General features: G+C 63.9%; 22 protein-coding genes and 1 pseudogene. 13 read left to right on the top strand and 10 right to left on the bottom strand.

All coding sequences use genetic code 11. The annotated features are described in order from the left end of the window. The 4 genes and pseudogenes from C483_RS18530 to C483_RS18545 form a co-directional block, all read right to left on the bottom strand. Positions 1 to 333 (bottom strand): annotated as a pseudogene (locus tag C483_RS18530) (oxidoreductase); the annotation flags it as partial. An 89-nt stretch (positions 334 to 422) separates the two neighbouring features. Continuing rightward, a complete protein-coding gene (locus C483_RS18535) occupies positions 423 to 1,244 on the bottom strand; it encodes a CDP-alcohol phosphatidyltransferase family protein (RefSeq protein ID WP_049912934.1) in 822 nt (273 codons plus the stop codon). Continuing rightward, positions 1,237 to 1,593 (bottom strand): DUF7475 family protein, encoded by a 357-nt coding sequence (locus tag C483_RS18540; protein ID WP_006654899.1) that lies wholly within the window; start codon positions 1,591 to 1,593, stop codon positions 1,237 to 1,239. Before C483_RS18540 ends, C483_RS18535 begins: the two co-directional genes overlap by 8 nt. 127 nt (positions 1,594 to 1,720) lie before the next feature. Continuing rightward, complete coding sequence (locus C483_RS18545) at positions 1,721 to 2,326, bottom strand: hypothetical protein (RefSeq protein ID WP_006654900.1); 606 nt, start codon at positions 2,324 to 2,326, stop codon at positions 1,721 to 1,723. Between the two features lie 233 nt (positions 2,327 to 2,559). Here C483_RS18545 and C483_RS18550 point away from each other — a divergent pair, with 233 nt between their 5' ends. From C483_RS18550 to C483_RS18570, 5 genes are all read left to right on the top strand, one after another. Beyond that, positions 2,560 to 3,192 carry a 50S ribosomal protein L1 gene (locus C483_RS18550; RefSeq protein WP_006167578.1) on the top strand — a complete coding sequence of 211 codons (633 nt, stop codon included), beginning with the start codon at positions 2,560 to 2,562 and terminating at the stop codon, positions 3,190 to 3,192. Between the two features lies 1 nt (position 3,193). Then, positions 3,194 to 4,237 (top strand): 50S ribosomal protein L10, encoded by a 1,044-nt coding sequence (locus C483_RS18555; RefSeq protein ID WP_006654901.1) that lies wholly within the window; start codon positions 3,194 to 3,196, stop codon positions 4,235 to 4,237. Positions 4,238 to 4,261: 24 nt separating this feature from the next. Further along, positions 4,262 to 4,603, top strand: a complete 342-nt coding sequence (rpl12p, locus tag C483_RS18560) for a 50S ribosomal protein P1 (RefSeq protein ID WP_006654902.1) — start codon at positions 4,262 to 4,264, stop codon at positions 4,601 to 4,603. 130 nt (positions 4,604 to 4,733) lie between these two features. Next, complete coding sequence (locus C483_RS18565) at positions 4,734 to 5,438, top strand: HAD family hydrolase (protein WP_049912936.1); 705 nt, start codon at positions 4,734 to 4,736, stop codon at positions 5,436 to 5,438. 131 nt (positions 5,439 to 5,569) lie between these two features. Then, positions 5,570 to 6,811 (top strand): tripartite tricarboxylate transporter permease, encoded by a 1,242-nt coding sequence (locus C483_RS18570; protein WP_006654904.1) that lies wholly within the window; start codon positions 5,570 to 5,572, stop codon positions 6,809 to 6,811. Positions 6,812 to 7,152: 341 nt separating this feature from the next. On the opposite strand, the gene C483_RS18580 is transcribed toward C483_RS18570, so the two are convergent. Beyond that, the gene (locus tag C483_RS18580) at positions 7,153 to 7,998 is read right to left on the bottom strand and encodes a BtpA/SgcQ family protein (RefSeq protein WP_049912939.1); all 846 of its coding nucleotides are present in this window, start codon (positions 7,996 to 7,998) and stop codon (positions 7,153 to 7,155) included. Positions 7,999 to 8,176: 178 nt separating this feature from the next. Here C483_RS18580 and C483_RS18585 point away from each other — a divergent pair, with 178 nt between their 5' ends. Then, entirely contained in the window at positions 8,177 to 9,277 is a 1,101-nt protein-coding gene (locus tag C483_RS18585; RefSeq protein ID WP_006654907.1) for an NADH:flavin oxidoreductase/NADH oxidase, read from the top strand. A gap of 135 nt (positions 9,278 to 9,412) precedes the next feature. Continuing rightward, positions 9,413 to 9,901, top strand: a complete 489-nt coding sequence (locus C483_RS18590; RefSeq protein WP_049912963.1) for a twin-arginine translocation signal domain-containing protein — start codon at positions 9,413 to 9,415, stop codon at positions 9,899 to 9,901. Positions 9,902 to 10,383: 482 nt separating this feature from the next. On the opposite strand, the gene C483_RS18595 is transcribed toward C483_RS18590, so the two are convergent. Next, complete coding sequence (locus C483_RS18595; protein ID WP_049912942.1) at positions 10,384 to 10,974, bottom strand: thioredoxin family protein; 591 nt, start codon at positions 10,972 to 10,974, stop codon at positions 10,384 to 10,386. 173 nt (positions 10,975 to 11,147) lie between these two features. On the opposite strand from C483_RS18595, the gene C483_RS18600 reads away from it, so the two are divergent. From C483_RS18600 to C483_RS18610, 3 genes are all read left to right on the top strand, one after another. Beyond that, entirely contained in the window at positions 11,148 to 11,777 is a 630-nt protein-coding gene (locus tag C483_RS18600) for a hypothetical protein (RefSeq protein ID WP_006654910.1), read from the top strand. Positions 11,778 to 11,859: 82 nt separating this feature from the next. Further along, positions 11,860 to 12,345 carry an Lrp/AsnC family transcriptional regulator gene (locus C483_RS18605; RefSeq protein WP_006654911.1) on the top strand — a complete coding sequence of 162 codons (486 nt, stop codon included), beginning with the start codon at positions 11,860 to 11,862 and terminating at the stop codon, positions 12,343 to 12,345. A gap of 12 nt (positions 12,346 to 12,357) precedes the next feature. After that, complete coding sequence (locus tag C483_RS18610) at positions 12,358 to 13,515, top strand: pyridoxal phosphate-dependent aminotransferase (RefSeq protein WP_006654912.1); 1,158 nt, start codon at positions 12,358 to 12,360, stop codon at positions 13,513 to 13,515. Positions 13,516 to 13,578: 63 nt separating this feature from the next. Here the strand turns inward: C483_RS18610 and C483_RS18615 are convergent, their stop codons facing one another. Beyond that, positions 13,579 to 14,262 carry an HAD family hydrolase gene (locus C483_RS18615; protein ID WP_006654913.1) on the bottom strand — a complete coding sequence of 228 codons (684 nt, stop codon included), beginning with the start codon at positions 14,260 to 14,262 and terminating at the stop codon, positions 13,579 to 13,581. A 97-nt stretch (positions 14,263 to 14,359) separates the two neighbouring features. On the opposite strand from C483_RS18615, the gene C483_RS18620 reads away from it, so the two are divergent. After that, positions 14,360 to 15,649, top strand: coding sequence for a GNAT family N-acetyltransferase (locus C483_RS18620; RefSeq protein WP_006654914.1), 1,290 nt, complete (start codon positions 14,360 to 14,362; stop codon positions 15,647 to 15,649). Positions 15,650 to 15,691: 42 nt separating this feature from the next. Here the strand turns inward: C483_RS18620 and C483_RS18625 are convergent, their stop codons facing one another. The 3 genes from C483_RS18625 to C483_RS18635 form a co-directional block, all read right to left on the bottom strand. Beyond that, positions 15,692 to 16,282, bottom strand: a complete 591-nt coding sequence (locus C483_RS18625) for a dihydrofolate reductase family protein (RefSeq protein WP_006654915.1) — start codon at positions 16,280 to 16,282, stop codon at positions 15,692 to 15,694. 55 nt (positions 16,283 to 16,337) lie between these two features. Continuing rightward, positions 16,338 to 17,519 carry an NAD(P)/FAD-dependent oxidoreductase gene (locus tag C483_RS18630; RefSeq protein ID WP_006654916.1) on the bottom strand — a complete coding sequence of 394 codons (1,182 nt, stop codon included), beginning with the start codon at positions 17,517 to 17,519 and terminating at the stop codon, positions 16,338 to 16,340. A gap of 81 nt (positions 17,520 to 17,600) precedes the next feature. Beyond that, a complete protein-coding gene (locus tag C483_RS18635; RefSeq protein ID WP_006654917.1) occupies positions 17,601 to 18,794 on the bottom strand; it encodes an NAD(P)/FAD-dependent oxidoreductase in 1,194 nt (397 codons plus the stop codon). Positions 18,795 to 18,921: 127 nt separating this feature from the next. Here C483_RS18635 and C483_RS18640 point away from each other — a divergent pair, with 127 nt between their 5' ends. Continuing rightward, positions 18,922 to 19,923: an ornithine cyclodeaminase family protein gene (locus C483_RS18640; protein ID WP_006654918.1), complete on the top strand. Its 1,002-nt coding sequence runs from the start codon at positions 18,922 to 18,924 to the stop codon at positions 19,921 to 19,923. Between the two features lie 174 nt (positions 19,924 to 20,097). Next, positions 20,098 to 22,152, top strand: coding sequence for a sensor histidine kinase (locus C483_RS18645; protein ID WP_006654919.1), 2,055 nt, complete (start codon positions 20,098 to 20,100; stop codon positions 22,150 to 22,152). Positions 22,153 to 22,166: the final 14 nt, after the last annotated feature.

Here is a 22,166-nt window from a genome sequence, read left to right on the forward strand (position 1 = left end):
GTTCGCGAGGAAGTGGCTCTCGTGGGCGTTGTACGCGAAGACCTGTCGGCCGAGCCAGTCGTCGTCGACCTCGCTGCCGACCGCGTCCACCTCGCCGACCGCCGCGTAGCCATAGGTGAGCGGGAAAGAGAGGTCACCCTCGAGTGCATCGAGTTTGCTATCGGCGGGGAGGTCGGCGGGTGCCTCGCCGCGGTAAATCAGGCCTTCGGTGCCGGCGCTGACGGCCGAGACACGCGTTCGGACGAGCACGTCTGTCGGACCGGGGTCTGGGATGGGCCGCGAACGGACCTCCACGGTTCGCGGACCGGTGAAGGAGAGGGTGCGAGCGGTCACACTGTGCGGGCGTTCGACGGGGTCCCACTTGGGCGTTTGTACGGAAAGGGGTGCCTACCTGCCGGGGTGGATCGAACTCGAGTACGCCGCTACTCATTACCCTGCAGGTGGCCAGCGGCAACGAGCCAGTCCCGACCGAAGTTCGCGAGGAAGGGGACTGCGACGACCGCCGCGAACGCGCGAGAGGTGGCGGTGTCGACGGTCGGTACGAGCGCGACGAAAATCGCGAGCATCGCCAGGGCACCCAGCACGCGCCGGACGTGACTCGGAGGTAACTCGGTAGTCGGCTGCCCGCACCGGGCACGCCACCAGAGGCCGGCAACGAAGACGTATCGCGCGCCCGCGACCGCGAGAAAGACGAGTGGGAGGACGCCCGCGAGTACACCCACCGTCGCGCCGACGAGGACGACGAGACCGTCCATCTCGAGATCGAGGCGTGCACCGAGGTCGGTGACGCTGTCGGTTCGCCTGGCGAGCCAGCCGTCGACGGCGTCGAGAAGAGCTGCGACGGCGAATAAAATCGCCGGTGCCCACTGAAGACCGGCGCCGGGACCGGTAGCTGTCGTCCAGGAGGTTGCCTCGAGTCCGCCCGCAGCTGCGGCTGCAAATCCAGCGAACCCGCCGAGTCCCGCGACTGCTGCACCGCGTGCCACGGTCACCCACGTCGCGGATGTAAATGGCGGCGCTGACGGCCCAGTGTGCTCCAAAACAACATAATAGATTATCGTAGACGTGAGCGAAAAGACCAGAAACGACCCGGCGAGAAACGCTGCGGGAACGTCTCCCGACCACAGCGCGACGAGCGCGAGGATGAGGGCCCCACTCAGCGCTCCGAGTCCGAGCGTCGCGCGACCCCACTGGCTGTGTGGTCGGGGTGGACTCGAGTACCCTGGGCGATGATCGTCAGTCACGGCGAACGAGGAGGAAGAGAAGGAGTGCGATCAACAGGAACTGTGCGACTTTGTCGACGGCTTCGGCTGCCGAGAGATCGGCGAGTGCAGTGGGTTCGTTGACGACGTACCAGAGGATGATCTGTCCGGCGGTGAACGCAATGCCCAGCAGGTAGACGAGTCGTCGCCGGTAGTTCCGGAGGACGAGCGCGATGCCGAGAAGAAAACCGGCGGTCGCGGCGAGGAACGCGACGCCCATCCAGTGGGGAAGAAACGAAACGCCGAGGACGAGGTGGACGAGCGCGCTGACGGCTGCGAGAGCGATCGCCAGCCAGTGGGTCAGCGAGAGGGAACCGACAGAGCGAGCCACGGTATGGGCCTCTCAACGGGCGGGTAAAAACAGCTTTCGCCGAAACAGGGTGTGGGATGTGGGGTGGGGTGGGGTGGGATTAGGTGGGGTGTGCCGACAAGAAAGGCGAGAGAACCCAGGTCGCAGTTCAAATCTTGTTCGCAGGCGGAACCGTGCGCTCGTCCGGTGCCGTCGTGGTGCCAGCGTGCAACAGCACGCGGACGAACGCACCGATACCGAGCGACGCAGCGAGGGAGGCGACGAGTACGGTAAGCGGGAGGGAAAATCCAACGAGTCCACAGAGAAAACTCCCTGCCAGAATCCCAGAGCCGAGTCCATCGCGCCCCACTCGCGCCGCGAGCGTACGTCCAACGGCGACGAACCCGAGCGCGACGAGCGGGAAGAGAACCGTTATACCGACCATAACGAGCGGGAGGCCGAAGAACGTCCCGACGCCGCGCCCGATCAGCACGTAGCCCGTGCTCGTCAGCCCGCTGACGACCAAGAGCCCCGGGAACCCGATACAGATCGAAATGATCGGGCTTCGGCGTGCGGTCCGCACCGTGCGAGCACTGTATCCCTGAAGCAATCCGAGAACGACGAGGCCGAGCAGCAGCGTCGCCGCGAACTGTACGCCGACGCGTCCGAGCGGTTCAAGTGCGTGGTACGCTTCGATCGCCCCGCTCGAGGCGAGGTTCTCGAGTACCCCGTAACCGGCGGGCCCAGACCCAGTATATAATTCTGCTGGCCGCATAGCGCAATAGACGTGAGGGTGGACACATAGTGTTTCTGATTAGTCACAGGATTCGAACAGAATCGGTGGGGTACCAACGCCGTGTGACTGTGTCACCCGCCATCGCGCTTCGAGACGCGTCCTGCAGTTAGTTCGACGGGTTTAAGTTCGGCATGGCACTTCTCTTAACAGAGACAGGCGTAGCCTGTTTCACTGACCCGTAGGAGCACTCCTGCGTACTACGGAGGTGAACGATGGCAGATTCGGATATCGAAACCGCAGTGGCTCGCGCACTCGAGGACGCACCCGATCGGAACTTCACCGAGACGGTCGACCTTGCGATTAACTTGCGCGACCTTGACCTGAACGAACCGTCGAATCGTGTTGACGAGTCCGTCGTCCTCCCGTCCGGCACCGGACAGGAGACGCGCATCGTCGTCATTGCCGAAGGAGAGACTGGAGTCCGCGCCGAAGAGGCAGCGGACGAGGTCCTTTCGGTTGACGATGTCGCAGATCTGGACGATGACGACGCCAAAGATATGGCGGACGAGACGGACTTCTTCATCGCCGAAGAGGCGATGATGCAAGATATCGCCCGGCACCTGGGTACCATTCTCGGTCCCCGCGGAAAAATGCCGGACCCGCTCTCGCCCGACGACGACGTCGTCGAGACCGTCAACAGACTCAAGAATACCGTGCAGCTTCGCTCCGGTGACCGCCGAACGTTCCACACGCTCGTCGGCTCCGAAGCAATGGACGCAGAAGACGTCGCCGACAACATCGACGTCATCCTGCGACGCCTGCACGCTGACCTCGAGAAGGGGCCCCAGAACATCGACGCCGTCTTCGTAAAGACGACGATGGGCCCATCCGTGGAGGTGGCCTAAGATGAGCGCACAGGCAGACCGCAAGACCGAGAACCTTCCACAGTGGAAGCAAGAGGAAGTCGACGAACTCGAAGAGCTCATCGAGAGCTACGAGAGCGTCGGCATCGTCGGCATCGCCGGCATTCCCTCGAAACAGCTGCAGGACATGCGGCGTGACCTGCACGGCACCGCCGAACTGCGTGTCAGCCGCAACACACTGCAGGTTCGTGCGCTCGAGTCCGCCGGCCTCGATGATCTCGTCGACGAGATCGGTGGCCAGGTTGGGCTAATTGGCACGAACGACAACCCGTTCGCACTCTACAAGGAGCTCGAGGCCTCGAAGACGCCCGCCCCGATCAACGAGGGCGAGGTTGCCCCGAACGACATCGTCATCCCAGAGGGAGACACCGGTGTCGACCCGGGTCCGTTCGTCGGCGAACTCCAGAGTATCGGCGCGAACGCACGCATCGAGGACGGTTCGATCCAGGTTATGGAGGACTCGACGGTCCTTTCGGCCGGCGAGGAAGTCTCTGCGGACCTGGCGAACGTGCTCAACGAACTCGGCATCGAGCCCAAGGAAGTCGGGCTCGACCTTCGCGCAGTCGTCGCCGAGGGCGTCCTCTTCGACCCAGAGGACCTCGATATCGACATCGAGGCCTACGAGAGCGACGTGCAGACGGCCGCCGCTCGCGCTCGGAACCTCTCGCTCAACGCACCGTTCCCGACCGCGACGACGGCACCGACGCTCATCGCCAAGGCCACGGGCGAGGCCAAGAGCCTCGGCCTGCAGGCCGCCATCGAGGACGAAGAACTCATGCCCGACCTCGTCTCCAAGGCCGACGCACAGCTGCGTGCGCTCGCGGCCCAGATCGACGACGAGGAAGCCCTGCCCGAGGAACTGCAGGGCGTCGAGGCACCCGCTGCTGATGCGGGCGCTGCAGACGAGGGCGACGACGAATCGGCAGCCGACCAGGACGCGGAGTCCGACGCTGACGACGACACCGACGACGATGACGATGACGACGACGGTGACGGCGCAGAAGGACTCGGCGCAATGTTCGGCTAACTAACACTACTGGAGGATACAACAATGGAATACGTTTACGCTGCACTCATCCTGAACGAATCGGACGAAGAGATCAACGAAGACAACCTCACCGACGTGCTCGACGCCGCTGGCGTCGACGTCGAAGAGTCCCGTGTCAAGGCGCTCGTCGCCGCACTCGAGGACGTCGACATCGACGACGCCGTCTCCGAGGCCGCAGCCGTCCCAGCCGCCGGAGCCGCCGCAGGCGGCGCCGCCGCAGCTGACGAGGCTGCTGACGAGGGTGGCGACGACGAAGAGACCAGCGACGTCCCGGACACGACGGACGAGGACGACGACGAGGACGACGAGGCAGACGGCGAAGGCCTCGGCGAACTCTTCGGCTAAGTCCTGAGTCGGTTCGCAACTCGCACTTGCGCACTCACACGCGAGTGCGACCACGACGACACAGTCACTTTTGCTTTCTTTGACGCTCACCACCGACAGTTACTTCTCCGTTGTCCGTACCAACTCATTCGTGACAACCGCCGTGTACTTCGACCTCGACGGAACGCTCTGTACGTACGACGAGTCGTTCGAATCGCTGTTTCGGCAGACTGTCTCACCCTACGACATACCGACTGCCACGGCATACGACGCCTACGTCGAGCACCTGTTAGACGCACTCGATCGCTGCGAGCCCGACCCGTACCGCCGTGCGTTTGAAACCATCGTGACGAAACACGATCTCGAGGCCGACGTGACGCCGGCCACACTCGCCGCCGACCACTGCGAACGCGAAGTCGACGCGACAGTTACCACGCCCGGCGCGACGCAGGTACTCGAGTCCGTCGCCGCCACGAACCCGACTGGCATCATCACCAACGGCGACGGGGAACAGCAGCGCGCGAAACTCGAGCGCCACGGGCTCGATGACCGGGTCGATGAGGTGCTCGTCTCGAACGAAGTGGGAGTTCGAAAGCCCGACCGGGAACTGTTCGCGACCGCGAAAGCACGCCTCCCGGCGGACGACTACGTTTACGTCGGCGACAGCTACGATGAGGACATCATCGGGGCGCGCGACGCCGGCTTCCGGACGGTGTACGTCACCGGTGCCGGCGAATCCGACGTCGAAGAGTCCGCTGCTGCGGACGCCGTCGTCGAGGAAGTCGGCGAGTTACGTGACCCCGGTTTAGTTCCGGGCTCGCTTCCGGGGGTACTCGAGGACGTGTTCGTATCGTAATCAGATCGGAATCGAATCGTAGTGGGTACCGGTCGACCCAAGAGTCTTGCCGGACCTCGTCGCCAGAGCCGACGAGCGGAGTCCACCTCGCGGGCACGAGTTTAAATCCGAAGCCGCGGCCAGATGGAGCGATGGCCGTTGCCCCGGTCGAGTTCGTTGCCGATCCAACGCTGACACTCCAGCTCCTCGCCTGGACGTTGGCTGGCGCGTCCCTTGGAAGTCTGAGCGGGCTCGTGCCCGGCCTCCACGCGAATAACTTCGCGCTCTTGCTCGCCGGCATCGCGGCGTCGGTTCCCGGGCCGCCGCTGTTCGTCGGCTGTGCAATGCTCGCGGCGGGCGTCGTCCACACCTTTCTCAACGCCGTGCCGGCGATGGCACTCGGCGTTCCTGACGCCGAGATGGCGGTGACGGCGCTGCCGGGCCACCGACTGGTGCTCGACGGCCGAGGCTACGAGGCGATCCGGCTCTCTGCGCTGGGTAGCATCCTCGCCGTGCTCGTCGCTGTTCCGCTCGCGATACCCGTAACCAGCGCCGTGACGGCGGTGTACCCAACGCTTCGGTCGAATCTGACACTCGTACTGGCGATGGTCGTCGTCGCGCTCGTCGCCTCCGAGTACACATGGCGCGCCCGATTCGGTGGGCTGCTCTCCTTCTCGCTCGCCGCCGCGCTCGGTGTGCTGACGCTCGACCTCTCGCCGGACGCGCCACTCGAGGCCGGCGGAATGCTCGCGCCGCTGTTCGCCGGCCTGTTCGGCGCACCCGTGTTGATCGACGCGGTTTTCGGGTCGGGAATCCCGCCACAGCGCGATGGGACGATCGAACTCCCGCGCTGGCTCGTGGGTGCAACGGCACTCGCCGGCGCGCTTGCGGGCGCGGTCGTCGGCTACATTCCGGGAATTTCGGCCGCGATTGCAGCCGTCGCGGTGCTCGTGCTGGTTCCCGGGAACGCGGGCGACCGCGGCTACATCGTCGCGACGAGCGGCGTCGATACAGCGAACACCATCTTTGCACTGTTCGCACTCGTCGCGATCGGTCAACCAAGAACCGGCGTGATGGTCGCCTTCGAGAACGTGAACGCGCCGCTCGAACTCCCGATCCTGCTCGGTGCCGTGCTCCTCGCGGGTGTCTGTGGCTTCGTCCTCGTGATCGTTGTCGGCGAGCGCTACCTCGAACTCGTCGGCCGCATGGCGTACTGGAAGATTTCGACCGCCGTCCTTGGACTGTTGCTCGTCCTCTCGTACCTGTTCACCGGTCCGCTCGGTATCGTCGTCTTCGGCGTCGCTGCCGCAATCGGCATGGTGCCGGTCCGATTGCGGGCACGGCGAGTCCACCTGATGGGCGTGCTGATCGGCCCGCTCATTCTCAGTGGGTGACGCAGAGTGGTGAGGAATCGACACCACAACGTGAGCCACGAATACGATTCGTAGCCGGTGTTGAAGAACAGACATAAAATCAATTAATTTAATTGGCGAACGCCAGAGCGTACACTATGATCAACATCCACCTCTGTCTCGTCGGCATACACATCTCTCTGGTCGGCAGCGCTCTGCTCATCGAATCACAGATAGCTGGGCATAGTCCTGGCCCGATCTCCTGGCTAATGCTTATCGGTGGGTTGATTCTTACACTCTTCTCAGTCCTCAACCAGTTGTTCCCCGTCCCAACTGGCAGCGACACATAGCTACTCGTCGCAGTTGCTCAGGTCGCGCAGTGCTCAGGTGTCACTCGAGTACGCACGCTGCGCTGCCGTCACAACGGACTCCACTCGATCCAAGTCGACCGGGTTCGTGGTTGTACCATCTTCCTTGAGTGCTGTCCCGACGATAGCGCCGTCAGCACCGGCAGCGAAGCAGTCACCGACCGTGTCTGCAGTGACGCCACTGCCGACGAACACCGGTGTCTGAAGATCATGAGCGGAACGCTCAGCGGCGACGCGCTCAACGTCCTCGAGTGCAGTCTCGCTCCCGGTTCCACTCCCGGTGACGATCACGCCGTCCGCCTTCCCGCGCTCGACCGTCTCGAGTGCGGCCTGCTCGATGGACGCCTCGCCGACTGGCGTGGCGTGCTTGACGTGTACGTCCGCGAGAATCGCCACGTCGGGTGCGATCCGCTCTCGGAGGCGGACCGTCTCGTGGGCCCGGCCCTCGAGTACCCCCTGGTCCGTCGCGGCCGTACCGACGTGGACGTTGGTGCGGATGAAGTCGGCGTCGACGGCGGCCGCAATCGAGAGCGCTGCCTCGGCGTCGTTTCTGAGGACGTTGATCCCGACCGGGACGTCGACGGCGTCTGCGACGGTGTTGGCGATGGCGGTCATGTCGGCGACGACGTGGGGCGGGACGGTCTCGGGATAGAACGGCACGTCGCCGAAGTTTTCGAGCATGATCGCGTCGATGCCACCGGACTCGAGTTGGGTTGCATCCGTGCGTGCTCGCTCGTGGAGCGCGTCGCGGTCGCCGCCGAACTCGGGTGCGCCGGGGAGCGCAGGGAGGTGAACCATGCCGATGAGCGGCCGCTCGCGGTCGAACCGATCGAGGAGTGAGTCCTGCTGTGCTGTGGGCATAGGTGGTGTGACGGCGAGCGACGGTAAGTGCGGTTCCATCGATTGGTCTCCCGTGTCTGTGTCGTTGGCAGTGCCCGTGTCAGCAGCACCCCACCGTGCGCCATGCCGACGTACTCGCAAGTCGGCAAGTGCGTCGCCGTCCACGGGCGTTTTTGCCTCGCCGTCACTAGTCCGCCCGATGGCAGACACTGACCTGTTCTCGCCGCTCACGCTGCGGGACCTCGAGATTCCAAACCGGATCGCCGTCTCGCCGATGTGCCAGTACTCCTGTGACACCGACGGCCTGCCGACCGAGTGGCACCGCGTCCACCTCGGCAGTCGCGCCGTCGGCGGTGCCGGCATCGTCATGACCGAGGCCACCGCCGTCGAACCGCGCGGGCGGATCACGCCCCACGACCTCGGCATCTGGACCGACGAGCAAGCGAGTGCACTCGAGCCGACCACCGAGTTCATCCGCGACCAGGGCTCGGTACCGGCGATCCAGTTGGCCCACGCTGGTCACAAGGCGAGCAAGCGAAAGCCCTGGGAGGGGAACGACCCGATCGCGCCCGAGGAGGGGGGCTGGGAGGTTCTCTCGCCGTCTCCCGAGGCGTACCCGCCGTTCGGTGGAGAGCGCCCAGAAATGCGAAAGGCGACGGTGGATGACATTCAGGATGTTGTCGACGCCTACCGCGCCGCGGCCGAACGATCGCTTTCGGCCGGCTTCGAAATCGCGGAGGTTCACGCGGCCCACGGCTACCTGCTTCACGAGTTCCTCTCGCCGGTGACGAACCAGCGCGAGGACGACTACGGCGGGAGCTTCGAGAATCGGACGCGGTTCGTCCGCGAAGTAACGGCGGCCGTTCGTGAAGTTTGGCCCGACGACAAGCCAGTCTTCGTTCGCATTTCGGGTACTGATTGGCTGGACGACGAGCCCGAATCGTGGGACGTCGAACAGTCCGCACGGCTTGCAGCCGACCTCGCCGAAATCGGTGCCGATCTAATCGACGTCAGTTCCGGCGGTCTCCACCCCGACCAAGACGCCACTGGCGGCCCGAACTTCCAGGTGCCGCTGGCCGAGCGCGTGGGCGAGGGTGGCGATATCGCTGTGGGAGCCGTTGGCGGCATCACCGAACCCGAGCAGGCGGATGCACTCGTGCGAAACGACCGCGCAGACCTCGTACTGGTCGGCCGTGAGTTCCTGCGCGATCCGTACTTCGGACTGCGCGCTGCGGACGAGTTGGCAGGTGAGGAGGCCCCCGCAGAGTGGCCGATTCAGTACCGGCGAGCGGTTCGATAAGCGACCGGTCCGGCGAGCAGAAATAAATGGAAAAGCGAACTTATTCGTGCGAATATGTTCGCCACACTCCCACCTATTGGGAACAACAACCGCTTTTCAACCCCTATGAGTGCCAAGCGAGGAGTGACGACAACGATGACCGACCAAACCCACACTCGACGAACCGTCCTGCAGGCTGCAGGCGCGACGTCCGTCGTCGCCCTCGCTGCCGGTTGTCTGAGTGACGATGAAGAGGAGAACGGTACCGGAAACGGCGGTGGAAACGGCGAGGACGACGACGACATCGACCCATCGGAGTGGGAAGACGTCGACACGATCGAACTCGACGGCGCAACCGGCGGCTGGGAAGGTGTCGCTCCTGACATGATCGCTGGCGAGCAGAACCCAACGGTCGTCCTCTTCGAGGGCCAGGAGTACGACTTCACCTGGTACAACGCAGACAGCGGCACCCACAACATCGAAATCTGGGACGAGGACGAAGAGATAGTCGACGACTACGCGACCGACCAGGTCAACGACGACGAGCAGACGCTTTCCGGCGTCGTTGCCTCCGAGGAGATGGCCTACTACCGCTGTGAGCCACACGGCCAGATGCAGGCCCCGATTCAGGTCGAAAGCGAGTGAGCGAACGTTTCGCCGGTCGCCCACTCCTGTCGGCCCTATCCGCTTGGGGCATGCTGCGGCACACAGGACAGTAACTGCGGTGTGATAGCGACGAGAGCGCGATTCCAGTAGGCACCCACCACCCACCACCTACATCCACAGCACAAACCCCACCCCACAACCTGCACCCACCAACGCTACCACCCACCTGCGCATCTCGTACCCGCTATCGTATTCCTGTGTGCACACCTGCACCCACAGCACACCCACCCTGCACCTTCTCCCGAATCCCACCGCGTAGACAGTTCTCTCTCCTGTGTAGCCGCCATTCCCAGAAATACCGGGAACGAATACCTCACACTAACCAAACATACTGACTACACCGAACAACCACCACATCAACTCCTGCTATGACACAATAATCACACCAACCCCTGCCATACCACAACCACCACAGCAACTCCTATCCTATCGACAACCACCACACCACCTCTCGAACACCCCTACGACTCCGCCCACTTGATCGAACAACCACGTGACGGCTCCCACTCGAGTGCAACCTCTGCACCCGAAAGCACTGACTCGATGGCCTCCCGGATGTGGAAGCGAGTCGGTTCCTCGTCGGGATTGAGCGCGTCGTCGAGGCGGCCCTGATAGGCGAGGGTGAACTCGTCTGCGCCATCATCATCCGCAGCCGTTCCGTCGCTGTCCCGCCGGAACAGGAACGGATCCGGTGTACAGGCTGCGCCGTAGGCCTCGGCAACGTCCTGTGACTCGTCCCGAAGATAGGCGTCGTACTGGATCGTCCCGTCGTCGACGAGGTCCTGCATTCGCTCGAACGAATCGTCCGGATACTCCTCGGCGTCGTTGGGGTTGATCCCGACGACAGCAACGTCGTCGTATTCGTCCGCGAGATCGTTCAACAGGTCGAACTTCGCCTTCGCGTACGGGCAGTGATTGCAGGTGAAAACCAGCAGCAGTGCCTCGTTGTCGGCGAACGACTCGAGTGTGTAGGTTTCGCCGTCGGTGCCCTCGAGTTCGAACGCCGGTGCCGCGTCGCCTGCCGCAAGCTCGGTCTCGGATTCTTTGGCCATACGAACCGTTTTGTGGAGTGTCATCATATAGCTCTCGCTCCCGGAACCCGTGTTCAGGTATCGAACCCGGCGAGGGAGGTCGATTGATGGACGGCTCGAGCAGCGAGACAGTTCGACGAGCGAGTGTCACACGACGGCCTACATATTTGTACCCGCCGACGCATCGATGTGGTATGAAGACGCTCGAGGTCACTGACGAACAGTACGAGTTCATCCAGCGCCTGCGCGAAGAGATCTCGAAGGACGTTGTCGGCCGCTACGGCTTCGTCCGCGAACAGGATGCCCTCCAGTTCCTGCTCGACAACATCGACGACGAGGTCGCGAACGCGATCGATCTCGAGGCCGAGTTCTCCGCGACCGACGATGTCGCAGCCTCTGTCGGCGCAGCGATCGAGGGTGAGGCAGATCCGCACGCACTCGAGGAGATCACTTACGACGAAACCGGCGATGTGGACGGCGCGACAGACGGGGTGGCGAGCGATTCGGACGCTGAGTCGAGTCTCGAGGAGTCAGCGGGCGACTCGTCCGACGAAGCGGACGATGAGGGAGCAAGTGGTACTGGTGACGAAGCCGGCGACAGCGACGATGACGATACCGACGACGACAACGACACCACTAGCGGCGAGGCCGACGATGACGACATGCTCGACGAGATGATGAGCCTCCTCGAGACCCACGACGACAAGTGGGAGGAATCCTCCTCGGCGGACTACCGCTACACCGTCACTCTCCCCGACGGCTCAACCGAAGACGTTCAGACCAAAGACGACGTTCGCGCGCTGCTGTTCAAAAATTACCGCTAGCGCCCGTCTCTCCCACGTTACGATTTGTCACGAAAGACAACAAAGAACAACGTTTTTACACGCGGTCGCGCTTCGCAGAGATATGAGCGAACGCGAGGTGCTCGAGTTGCTTCGTGAGAACGCGCGCTATTCGACGGCCGATATCGCGCGAATGACCGACCTCGACGAGAGCGAGGTCGCCGCCGCGATCGACGACCTCGAGGCGGCGGGCGTGGTACAGGGCTACCAGGCCGTCGTCGACTGGGACGAACTCGAGGAAGAGCGCGTGCGCGCCGAGGTCGAGTTGAACGTCCGACTCGATCGCGAAACCGGCTACGACGACATCGCAGAGCGCCTCGCTCGGTTCCCGGAGGTCACAGCCCTCCGACTGGTCAGCGGCGACTACGACTTCGATATGGAGGTCGAAGGCGACTCGATCCGCGAGGTCTCGCAGTTCATCAGCGAGAAGGTCGCACCAGTGCCGGAGATCACGCAGACGGTCACTCACTACGTGATGACCTCCTACAAGGAGAACGGCATCGAGTTCGGCGACGGCGAGGAAGACGACCGCCTCTCGTTTTCGCCCTAGGTGATCTGATCGATGCCACTCGACCTCTCAGACCGCGTGCAGACGGTTCCGCCGTCCGGTATCAGACGCTTCTTCGAAATCGCAGAGGAGCGCGACGACGTCATCTCGCTTGGCGTTGGCGAACCCGACTTCGCGACGCCGTGGGCCGCCCGCGACGCCGCCATCGCCTCTCTCGAGGCCGGGAAGACCGCCTACACCGCGAACCGAGGGAAGCGCGAACTCCGCGAGCGGATTGCGGACTACGTCGCAGACGGCTTCGGCCTGGAGTACGATCCAGCGGACGAGATTATCGTCACCGCGGGCGCGAGCGAGGCCGTCGATCTGGCCTTCCGCGCGCTCGTCGATCCCGGCGACACCGTCGCGATCGCCCAACCGTCGTACATCTCCTACGAACCGGGCGTGATCTTCGCCGGCGGCGAGGTTCTCTCCGTTCCGACCAGCAAGGCGGACGAATTTACACTCACCGTCGAGGCACTCGAGTCGGCCGGCGCGGACGAAGCCGATTTGCTCGTCCTCTGTTATCCTAACAACCCGACGGGTGCGGTGATGAGCGAGGCCGAACTCGAGCCGATCGCCGACTTTGCCCGCGAGCACGACCTGACGGTGCTCTCGGACGAGATTTATGCCGAACTGACCTATAATGGGTCTCATACCTCGATCGCGACACTCGATGGCATGCGCGAGCGTACTATCGTCTTCAACGGCTTTTCGAAGGCCCACGCGATGACTGGGCTCCGACTCGGCTACGCGCTCGGCCCTGCGAAGGCGATCAACGCGATGAACAAGATTCACCAGTACACGATGCTTTCAGCGCCGACGACGGCCCAGCACGCGGCAATCGAGGCGCTCAACTCGTGTGACGAAGAAGTACGCGAAATGGTCGCCCAGTACGACCGCCGGCGGCAGTTCGTCCTCTCGCGATTCCGCGAGATCGGGTTGGATGTCTTCGAGGCCAAGGGAGCGTTCTACTGCTTCCCCGAGGTCCCCAACGGCTGGACCGCAGAGGAGTTCGCGGAGGGCGTGCTGCGCGAGGAAGGCGTTGCAGTCGTCCCCGGCGATGTCTTTGGCGCGGGCGGCGAGGGCCACCTTCGGGTGTCCTACGCGACTGGACTGAACGACCTCCGTGAGGCACTCGATCGGATCGAGGCGTTCGTCGAAGAGCACGTCTGAGTCGAGAAAGTCCATTGTGCTGAGACCAGCCCACGACAAACGACACGTTGTCGTGTTCCCGATCTACGCAAGCACTGCTGGAAGATCGGCCATCGATGCAAGCTGAGCGGTCGGTTCGGGCTGTGGCTCAGCGGGAGTCTCGACTCCCGGTTCGGGAACCCAGACCGACTGCCAAGATGCTGCACATGCACCACCAACGTCTTTTTGCAGATCGTTCCCGACGTAGACGGTCTCGGCCGGACGCGTTCCGAGAACCTCTAGCGCTCGCTCGAACGGCTCGGGGGAAGGCTTTCCCGGAATAGTCGTTGCTGATCCACAAAAGACGGTCGCGTCGAACGTGTCGGTGAGTCCCAGAACCTCAAGCTTCGCCGTCTGCATCTCTACGCTTCCCTGTGTAATCAGCCCGATCGGACCTCGTTCGCGAGCGACCCGAAGTGCTTCCTGTGCACCGGTTCTGAAGCGTACTGGCGGCTCGGTTTCGAGTACTGAGACGGTTGCTTCTGCGAGTTGCGGCGCGTGTGCAGGATCACCGCCAGCAGTGGTTGCGGCCGCACGGTAGATGTATTCCCAGAACTCCGTGATCGACTCAGCAGGTGGGAGGTCGGCGGGGTCGACAGCGTTCACTGCCTGAGGTCCGAAGAACGGGTCGATGTCCACGCGGTCGAAGACGGCTTCGTGGAACAGTTCATCATCGCGAAAGCAGAGCGTCCCATCCAGATCGAAACAGACGGCTTCGATAAAGGCCATACTAGTTCTTGTCTGCGTCAGTGAAATATTCTTCCGTTATCAATTACTCGCGGACCGAACCACGAACGTTCATCTCGGTCGCTCGACTTCCCTCCGTATGGTCCACTATCGCCCGCTTCGCGACGGCGAAGCCTTTCACGAGTTCCGGCAGTACGCGTTCGGGCCTTCCTCAGGCATCGAACCGTACGACCCGGACGAACACGAGACGCCGCGGGATCGTCGCGGTGGCCGCCGCGCCATCTACGAGCACGACCCAGACGAACGCGAGGACGACATCGGGGCCGAGGACGGCAACAACACAGACACAAACCCGCGGAGCATCTGCCGCCACTACTGGCTCGAAACACACGTCCGCGGGGACACCCATCCGACCGCCGGCCTCGCCTCCGTCGCGACGCCGCCCGAATTCCGCCGGCAGGGCTACGTCAGCGACCTCCTCGCTCACTCGCTCGAAGAATACCGCGAGCGCGGCTGTCGGTTCTCCGTCCTGTGGCCCTTCTCCTACGGCTTCTACAACACCTACGGCTGGGACACGAGCAACCAACTCGCCCGCCACGCGTTCGACCCTGACCTGCTCTCGTTCGCGAGCGCGGCCGTCGACGCGAGCAGCGCCGACTACTCGTACCAGCCACTCGAGTCCGACGCGTTCGCGCGACTCCAGTCGGTCTACGAAACCCACGCCGAGCGGTACGCGCTCGCAATCGAGCGCGGCGAGTGGTGGTGGCGTCATCGGGTTTTCGAAGGCCACGATGTGGACCCGTACGTCTACGCCGCAGAGCGCGACGGCGACACGGTTGGCTATCTCGTCTACGGCTTCGACAGCCACGGCGACAGCGAACTCGGCGAGCGGACGATGGTCGTCTCCGAACTGGTGGGCGAGGATCACGACGCCTTCCTCGCACTGCTCGCGTTCTGTCACCGCCACGCCTCGCAGGTCGAGGAGGTGGTACTCGAGTTACCCCCCGAAGCGCCGTTCCGGGAGACGGTTCACGCGCCGGACGACGTCGAGACGACGATCGAGAACGGACCGATGGTTCGGGTGGTCGATATTGCGGAGACGCTCTCGGCGCTCTCCTATCCGAAGGGTGTGGAGACGACGCGCTCGCTGGCGGTGACGGATCCGCTCGCCGACTGGAACGAAGGGACGTTCGAACTCTCGGTTCGGGACGGAAGCGCTGCGTGTGAGCGTGTTCGGGACGCAGGCGGTACGCGCGATTCTACCGCCGACGTTCGCCTCGACATTGCCGCACTCTCCCAGCTCGTCGTCGGTGCTCGTAGTGCCCCCACACTTGCGCGGACGAATCGACTCGAGGCGGCAGACGAGATCGTTTCGGAAGTCGACCAACTCTTTCCAGAGACCGACGTATACTTCGGCGACCACTTCTGAGAGCGGCAAACGCCGAGTCCCTACCCCAGCGATACCGATGACTCACCGCTCGCCGGTCGCGCCGATTCGATACCGAAGTTCGACCAGCCCGGTTTCGCGCGGCGTCGTCTCGAGTAACTCGAGTGCGTGACGAGTCCCGGCCTCACTGTCTCCGAATAGAGAGATGCCGCTCCCGAGTAGTATTGGAGCCAGCGTCAGCCGGAGTTCGTCGACGGCGTTCGCGCGCAACAGTGACTGTGCGATGGTCGCACCGCCGACGAGCCAGATGCGGTCGTGGTGCCGCTTCAGTCGTTCGACAAGTGCGGCTGGGTCGTCGTCCACCAGTTCCACGGCGTCAGTCGCGAGCGGCAACTCGCGGCTGGTGAGGACGTACGTCAGCCGATCTTCGTAGGGCCACGCGCCGAAATCGAGTACCTGCTCGTACGTCGTCGAGCCCATCACGAGGCAGTCGACGCTTGCGAAGAACGCATCGTAGCCGCCGTTTGTGGGTTCGGTATTTTCTGTGGCCGTGGGGTCATCTGTAGACCCATCGGCTCCCGCGTCCGCGATCTCCTCGAGCCACGAGACGCTACCGTCGTCGGTCGCGATGTAGCCGTCAACGCTGGTGGCAATGTAGAGGATGCAGTCGGTCATGTATCATCTGTTGTGTCGGATTGCTAGCTGAACGCCCCCGTGAGGAGACGCCCGCTCAGACCACGTTCCGTTCCGTTCGCTCGGCGGCCGCTCCACCATCGTCGTCATCGGAATCGAAGCGGGTACTCGAGAGCGCCTCGATCTCGAGCAGCGAGGGCTCGCCGTCGAGGGTCAGTTCGGCGACCAGCTGGCCGAGTGCGGGCGCGTGCTGGAAGCCGTGCCCCGAGAAGCCAGCGGCTGTAATGAAGCCCGGAATCGTCTCCTCGACGATCGCGTTGTCGTCGGGCGTAACGGCGTACAGGCCGGCCCAGCCGCGCTTGATCGCGGATTCTGGGCCGAAGTAGCTGGTCCAGTCTGCCGCGGCCTCGAGGGCGTCGATCGCCCACTCGAAGTCCATCGAGCGGGTGTAGCCGTCGGGGTCGCGGGCAGGGTCCGTCTCGGCGAAGTGACCGCCGACGAGCGCGTCGCCGTTGCGCTCGGGACGGAAGTACGAGCCACGGTCAAGGTCGATGGTGAGTGGGTCCGTTTCTGGAACTGGTGTCTCCGGTTCGGCGATGGCGATCTGGCGACGTTTCGGCGTAATTGGCAAGACGACGTTCGCCATCGCAGCGGCCTCCCGCGCCCACGGGCCAGCGGCGTTGACGACGGTATCAGCCTCAAGCCGTTCGTCGGGCGTTTCGACGCCCGTTACGCGCGGTTCGCCGCCCGAATTGTCACGGAGCACGTCGACGACGGGCGTCTTCGTTCGCACGTCAGCGCCCGCCTCTGCAGCGGCCTGCGAGTATGCCTGCAGCGCGAGATGCGGGTCGGCGAACCCATCGGTTGACGAGTAGGTCGCGGCAACGAATTTGTCGGCGTCGATACCCGGGCAGTGCTCCCGTGCCTCCTCAGGGTCCAGAATCTCGCTCGGCACGCCGCAGTCGTTTTGCATCGCAACGGTGTCCTCGAAGGCGGCTGCGGTCTCCTCGTTGCGTGCGAGAAAGAGGTAGCCGTTCTTCCGGTAGTCGATATCCGTCCCGAAGCGCTCGTCGAACTCGTCCCAGACACGCATGCTCTCGCGTGAGAGTTCGACGTTGATCGGTGTCGAGAACTGCGCGCGGATACCCCCCGCGGCGCGCTCCGTGCTCCCGGAGCCGATCGATCCCTTCTCGCAAACAGTCACGTCAGCGCCGCGTTCCGCCAGTTCGTAGGCGCTCGCGAGGCCGACGATCCCACCGCCGATGACGACGACATTCATGTGGTGTCCAAACACACCACGACGAATAAGGATTCGCTCGGGTGGCTGGCACTACAGCGAGTGGGTCGCCAGCGAGTCCGATCAGAACCGTTCTGGCCCCACCCGCTCTCGATGCTCGCTATCCAACCCGCCCGCAACCGCGTCGGCGACGAGGTCGGCCACCGCCGGTGCGAGCGTAATCCCGAGTCCCGTCAGGCCGCAGGCAACGACGAACCCCGACACGTCCGTCTCGCCGACGATCGGTCGGCCGTCCGGCGTCACCGTCCGGTAGCCGACCCACTCCTCGGTGATCGTCGCATTGTCGAACCCCGACACGAGGCTGGCGACACTCGGTGCGTCGCTCCGGAACGAACCAGGGAGGTCGCGCTCGTCTAACTCGAGTACAGTCCCCTCAGTGTACCCGGTGTTGAACTCGCCAACGACGGCGCGGCGCGGTGCTTTCGAGCCGTTTGCAGCGCCGGGTCTAACGTAGCGCTTTGACTCGAGGATGGTGAACGGGGTGGCTGCGGAGGTAGAGTTTGTTCGGTCGTCTGCGTGGTGGGACGCGGCGGCGCGGGATTCGAGTTCGGCCATCGGGCCGACGGTGTGAGCGAGTGGGAGGGAGACGCCGACTGTGTTGTTCAGCTGTGGTGCCCAGGGGCCGGCGGCGTTGATGACGGTGTCGGCCTCGATCCGGCCGGTGTGGGTCTCGACAGCACGAACAGCCCCGTTTCGTGTTCGAATAGCAGTGACCTCGACACCGGTTCGAACGTCGACGCCAGAATCTCGGGCACAGTCTGCGAACCAGGAGGACACGGCGGCCGGGTTGCACCGCAGGTCCGCGGTGGTGTGCAGTCCACCGACGAACCTGCCTGGGTCTCGGCCGTCGTCGAAAGCCGTCGCGCCGTCGAACTCCGTGGGGTCGATACCGTACTCGGCGAGTTCGTCGGGCGCTCGAAACGTAGCATCGACACCGTGTTCGGCGAGCGTCGCCGCGGAGCGCTCGAGGCGCTCGGCGTAGGCTGGCGTTTCGGCGAGGTAGAGCGTTCCAATCCGTTCAGCCTCGAGGGCACTCTCTTCGAAGAGTCGCTGGTAGGCCTCCCAGGCGCGGTTCCGAAGCCGCACGTCGAACGGCGTCGGCTCGACCGCCGCGCGCATGACCATTCCCGCTGAGGCAGCCGTCGTTTCGGTACCGATCTCGCCGCGCTCGATGAGCGTGACATCGTGGTCCGACCGGCCGAGTCGCGCGGCGGTCGCGGTGCCGATAATGCCACCGCCGACGATGACGATTTTCATGCGTGAATGTACCACGGCATTGGTGAAACGCGCTTCTATTCCGGATGACCCGGCGAACGCGTGGAGCGACGGGGTAAGTCCGTCCGACATACACTGAAGTAGTCACCGAACAATGCACCGGTATACCATGGTTCGCGTTCTCTCTGCCGACGACGTGGCGTCGGTCCTCGAGATCGACGACCTCCTGCCGGTCGTCGCCGAAGCGTTCGAAAAGCAACACGCCGGCGCGGTCGAACGACCCGACCGCCCGCACTACCCGATCGGCACCGGCCTCGACTCCGACGCACCCGAGGAGCCGACTGGAACGGGACTCTGCATGCCCGCCTACATCCACGGCGCGAACTACGCCGCGACGAAACTCGTCGCCGTCTGCGAGGACAACGCCGAGCGCGACCTGCCGACGGTCACCGCACAGCTCTCGCTGACCGATGCCGAAACCGGCCAACCCGTGGGCTACCTCTCCGCCAACCGAATCACCAGCGCCCGCACCGGCTGCATTGGCGGTCTCGCCGCCCGTGAACTCGCTGCTGACGGCCCTATCGACCTTGGCGTCATCGGTGCCGGCACGCAGGCCCGCTGGCAGACCCGTGCCATTGCTGCCGCGACGGGCGACGCACTCGAGTCCATCCGCGTCTACTCGCCGAGCGAGTCGCGGGTCGCCTGTGCGAACGACCTCGAGGAAGAGTTGGGCGTTCCCGCGGAGCCGGGTTCGACCCCGCGCGAGGCGGTGTCGGACGCGTCGGTGGTCGTGACGGGGACGACGAGCACGGAGCCGGTGTTCCCGGGCGAGGAACTCGGGTCGGGGACGCTCGTGATCGCCGTCGGAGCGTACACACCGGAGATGCGGGAGTTGGACGACGAGACGGTCGAGAGTGCGGATCGGATCATCGGCGACGTACCGGAGGAAGCGGCGGAGACGGGCGATTTGCGTGACCACTCGGACCGGGAGATCGAGCCGTTTGGAGCCGTCCTTGCAGGCGAGACTGGTCGACAGCACGACGACGAGCGCATCGTTATGAAAAGTGTGGGTTCGGCAGTACTCGATGCTGCGAGTGCAGAGACGATCTTCGACCGAGCGGTTTCGGACGGAGTCGGAACAACCGTCTCACTGTCCGTTGATCGTCAGTAGCATGATCCAACACGTATTGGCCTCGGCCGCGACACTGAAATATGGGCTTCGATAAGTACCCCTAGAGTAGTTGGGAATGGGTCGCACGAGTGTCGATTCTCCGGGAAGGGAATCATGGTGGTGGTGGAACTGGACAGCTGGCTCGGGCTGGCTGAACGGATCGGGTGAGCGGTCGTGACGCTTCGCTCCGTTCCGGTCGTCGACCGGATCACGGACGCCTTTTTCGCGCTCGATACGGACTTTCGGTTTACGTACCTCAACGACCGTGCAGAGACGTTGCTCGAACGCTCTCGGGCCGACCTTATCGGCCGTGTCATGTGGGACGAGTTTCCACAAACCGTCGAAACGCAGTTTCCCGACGGCTTTCACCGGGCAATGGAGAAGCAGGTTTCCGTTTCGTTCGACATCTACCACGCGCGCCTCGAAACGTGGTTCGAGGCGACGGCCTACCCCTCCGAAACCGGCCTCTCGGTGTACATGCGCGACGTCACCGAGCGCAAGCAACAGGAACGCGTGCTCGCACAGCACGCCGCCGTCGTCGAGGCGATCTCCGATGCTGTCATCACGCTCAACCGAAACCGCGAAATCGTCTCGGTCAACGAAGCCATGGAGTCGTTCCTCGGTGTCAATCGCGAGGAACTAATCGACGAACACGTCGAAATCGTCACCGAACTGGCTGCGATCGACGACGAAGACACCGTCGAGATCGGCCGCGCGATCACCGACGTCGACATCGGCACCGCCGACACGCGCCACGTTGAGGTCCCGTTCACCGACGCCCGCGGAACGGACCGGATGGGCGAGTTCCGTTTCGTCCCCATCGAGGACAACAACGCAACCGTCGCCGGCATCGTCCGTGACGTCACCGACCAGTACGAGTACGAACGCGTCGCCGCCTCGCTCCACGAGGTCACGCGCTGGCTACTCGAGTCCGACGATCCCGAGGAGGTCTGTTCGATTGCGGTCCACGCCGGCAGCGACCTGCTCGATCTTCCAATCAGTGGGATCTGGCTGCTCGATGAGGAACAGGGGTATCTCGATCCCGTTGCGGGGACGGCAGGCGCCTACGAGGAGTTCGGCGGGCTGCCGCGGTTCAACCCGCCGGAGGGGCTCGTCTGGGACGTATTCGAATCTGGTGAGGTCGAGCGCTTCGACGATCTCAGCGATGTCGACGGGCTGTACAACGACGAGACGCCGCTGCAGTCCGAAATCATTGCGCCGATCGGTACCCACGGCGTCCTGATGACAGGCTCGCTACAACCGAACCAGTTCGACGAAACCGATGTCGAACTGCTCTCGACACTGGTCGAGAACACTCGTGCGGCGCTCGACCGCGCCGACCGCGAGCAACTCCTGCGTGAGCGAACAACCGATCTCGAACGCCAAACCGAGCGTCTCGAGGGCATTGCAGACGTGCTTTCGAGAGATCTGAAGCGCCAACTCGACGCCGTCTCCGAGGCGCTCGAGGACGAGCGCGCGGGGGCTGGTGTCGGAAGCGGAACCCAACACAACACGGGCGGCGCCAGCACTGACGACGCCTGGCAGTTCCCACTCGCCGAGGACTCCGTCGAAACGATGCTCGACCGTACGGAACGACTCGTCGACGACGTGAGAGAGTTCGCCCGGAACGCCACAGCCGTCGGCACGCGAAACCGTATCCTCCTCGAACAGGCGATCCACACGGCAGCAACCGCGTCGCGACTCGACGCGGATGCAGTGACACTCGAGGAGTCGGCCGTCCTCCGGGCGGACGCCGAGCGCTTCACCCGACTGCTGGAGACGGCGTTCGACGATATTGCTGCCCGACTCGATGAGGAGAGAGCAGTTGCTGGTGACAGTGGTGACAGTGGTGGTGATGGTAGTGGTGGGACTGGTGGCGGCAGTGATGGTAGTGGCGGTGATCACACCACCGTTCGCATCGAACTCCTCGGCGTTTCAGCGGACGATCAACCGACACCGGAACAGCCACAGGCTGTGATTGGAAGCGACTCCAACGAGCGCCCGCGCGGGTTTGCCCTCGTAGACACTGCGGCGTCAGCACCGGTCGAGCCAGCGGATCGCGTGTTCGACGCTGACGCCGACGGCGACGACTCCGAGACGGTCGACGGACTCGGTCTCGCACTCGTTCGCGCGATTGCTGATGCACACGACTGGACGCTGTCGGTCGAGTCAGCGGCGAACGGAACCCGGATCGAGGTTCGAGATGTGACGACACTCGAGCCGTTGTAGGTGAGCGAACACGG

The sequence above is a fragment of the Natrialba hulunbeirensis JCM 10989 genome (assembly GCF_000337575.1).
GTDB lineage: Archaea > Halobacteriota > Halobacteria > Halobacteriales > Natrialbaceae > Natrialba > Natrialba hulunbeirensis.

Bases quoted from the DNA above. Each gene is read 5' to 3' on its own strand.
- C483_RS18545 (WP_006654900.1), bottom strand. From the start codon at position 2,326: ATGCGGCCAGCAGAATTATATACTGGGTCTGGGCCCGCCGGTTACGGG.
- C483_RS18550 (WP_006167578.1), top strand. From the start codon at position 2,560: ATGGCAGATTCGGATATCGAAACCGCAGTGGCTCGCGCACTCGAGGAC.
- C483_RS18555 (WP_006654901.1), top strand. From the start codon at position 3,194: ATGAGCGCACAGGCAGACCGCAAGACCGAGAACCTTCCACAGTGGAAG.
- rpl12p (WP_006654902.1), top strand. From the start codon at position 4,262: ATGGAATACGTTTACGCTGCACTCATCCTGAACGAATCGGACGAAGAG.
- C483_RS18570 (WP_006654904.1), top strand. From the start codon at position 5,570: ATGGCCGTTGCCCCGGTCGAGTTCGTTGCCGATCCAACGCTGACACTC.
- C483_RS18580 (WP_049912939.1), bottom strand. From the start codon at position 7,998: ATGCCCACAGCACAGCAGGACTCACTCCTCGATCGGTTCGACCGCGAG.
- C483_RS18585 (WP_006654907.1), top strand. From the start codon at position 8,177: ATGGCAGACACTGACCTGTTCTCGCCGCTCACGCTGCGGGACCTCGAG.
- C483_RS18590 (WP_049912963.1), top strand. From the start codon at position 9,413: ATGACCGACCAAACCCACACTCGACGAACCGTCCTGCAGGCTGCAGGC.
- C483_RS18595 (WP_049912942.1), bottom strand. From the start codon at position 10,974: ATGGCCAAAGAATCCGAGACCGAGCTTGCGGCAGGCGACGCGGCACCG.
- C483_RS18600 (WP_006654910.1), top strand. From the start codon at position 11,148: ATGAAGACGCTCGAGGTCACTGACGAACAGTACGAGTTCATCCAGCGC.
- C483_RS18605 (WP_006654911.1), top strand. From the start codon at position 11,860: ATGAGCGAACGCGAGGTGCTCGAGTTGCTTCGTGAGAACGCGCGCTAT.
- C483_RS18610 (WP_006654912.1), top strand. From the start codon at position 12,358: ATGCCACTCGACCTCTCAGACCGCGTGCAGACGGTTCCGCCGTCCGGT.
- C483_RS18615 (WP_006654913.1), bottom strand. From the start codon at position 14,262: ATGGCCTTTATCGAAGCCGTCTGTTTCGATCTGGATGGGACGCTCTGC.
- C483_RS18620 (WP_006654914.1), top strand. From the start codon at position 14,360: ATGGTCCACTATCGCCCGCTTCGCGACGGCGAAGCCTTTCACGAGTTC.
- C483_RS18625 (WP_006654915.1), bottom strand. From the start codon at position 16,282: ATGACCGACTGCATCCTCTACATTGCCACCAGCGTTGACGGCTACATC.
- C483_RS18630 (WP_006654916.1), bottom strand. From the start codon at position 17,519: ATGAATGTCGTCGTCATCGGCGGTGGGATCGTCGGCCTCGCGAGCGCC.
- C483_RS18635 (WP_006654917.1), bottom strand. From the start codon at position 18,794: ATGAAAATCGTCATCGTCGGCGGTGGCATTATCGGCACCGCGACCGCC.
- C483_RS18640 (WP_006654918.1), top strand. From the start codon at position 18,922: ATGGTTCGCGTTCTCTCTGCCGACGACGTGGCGTCGGTCCTCGAGATC.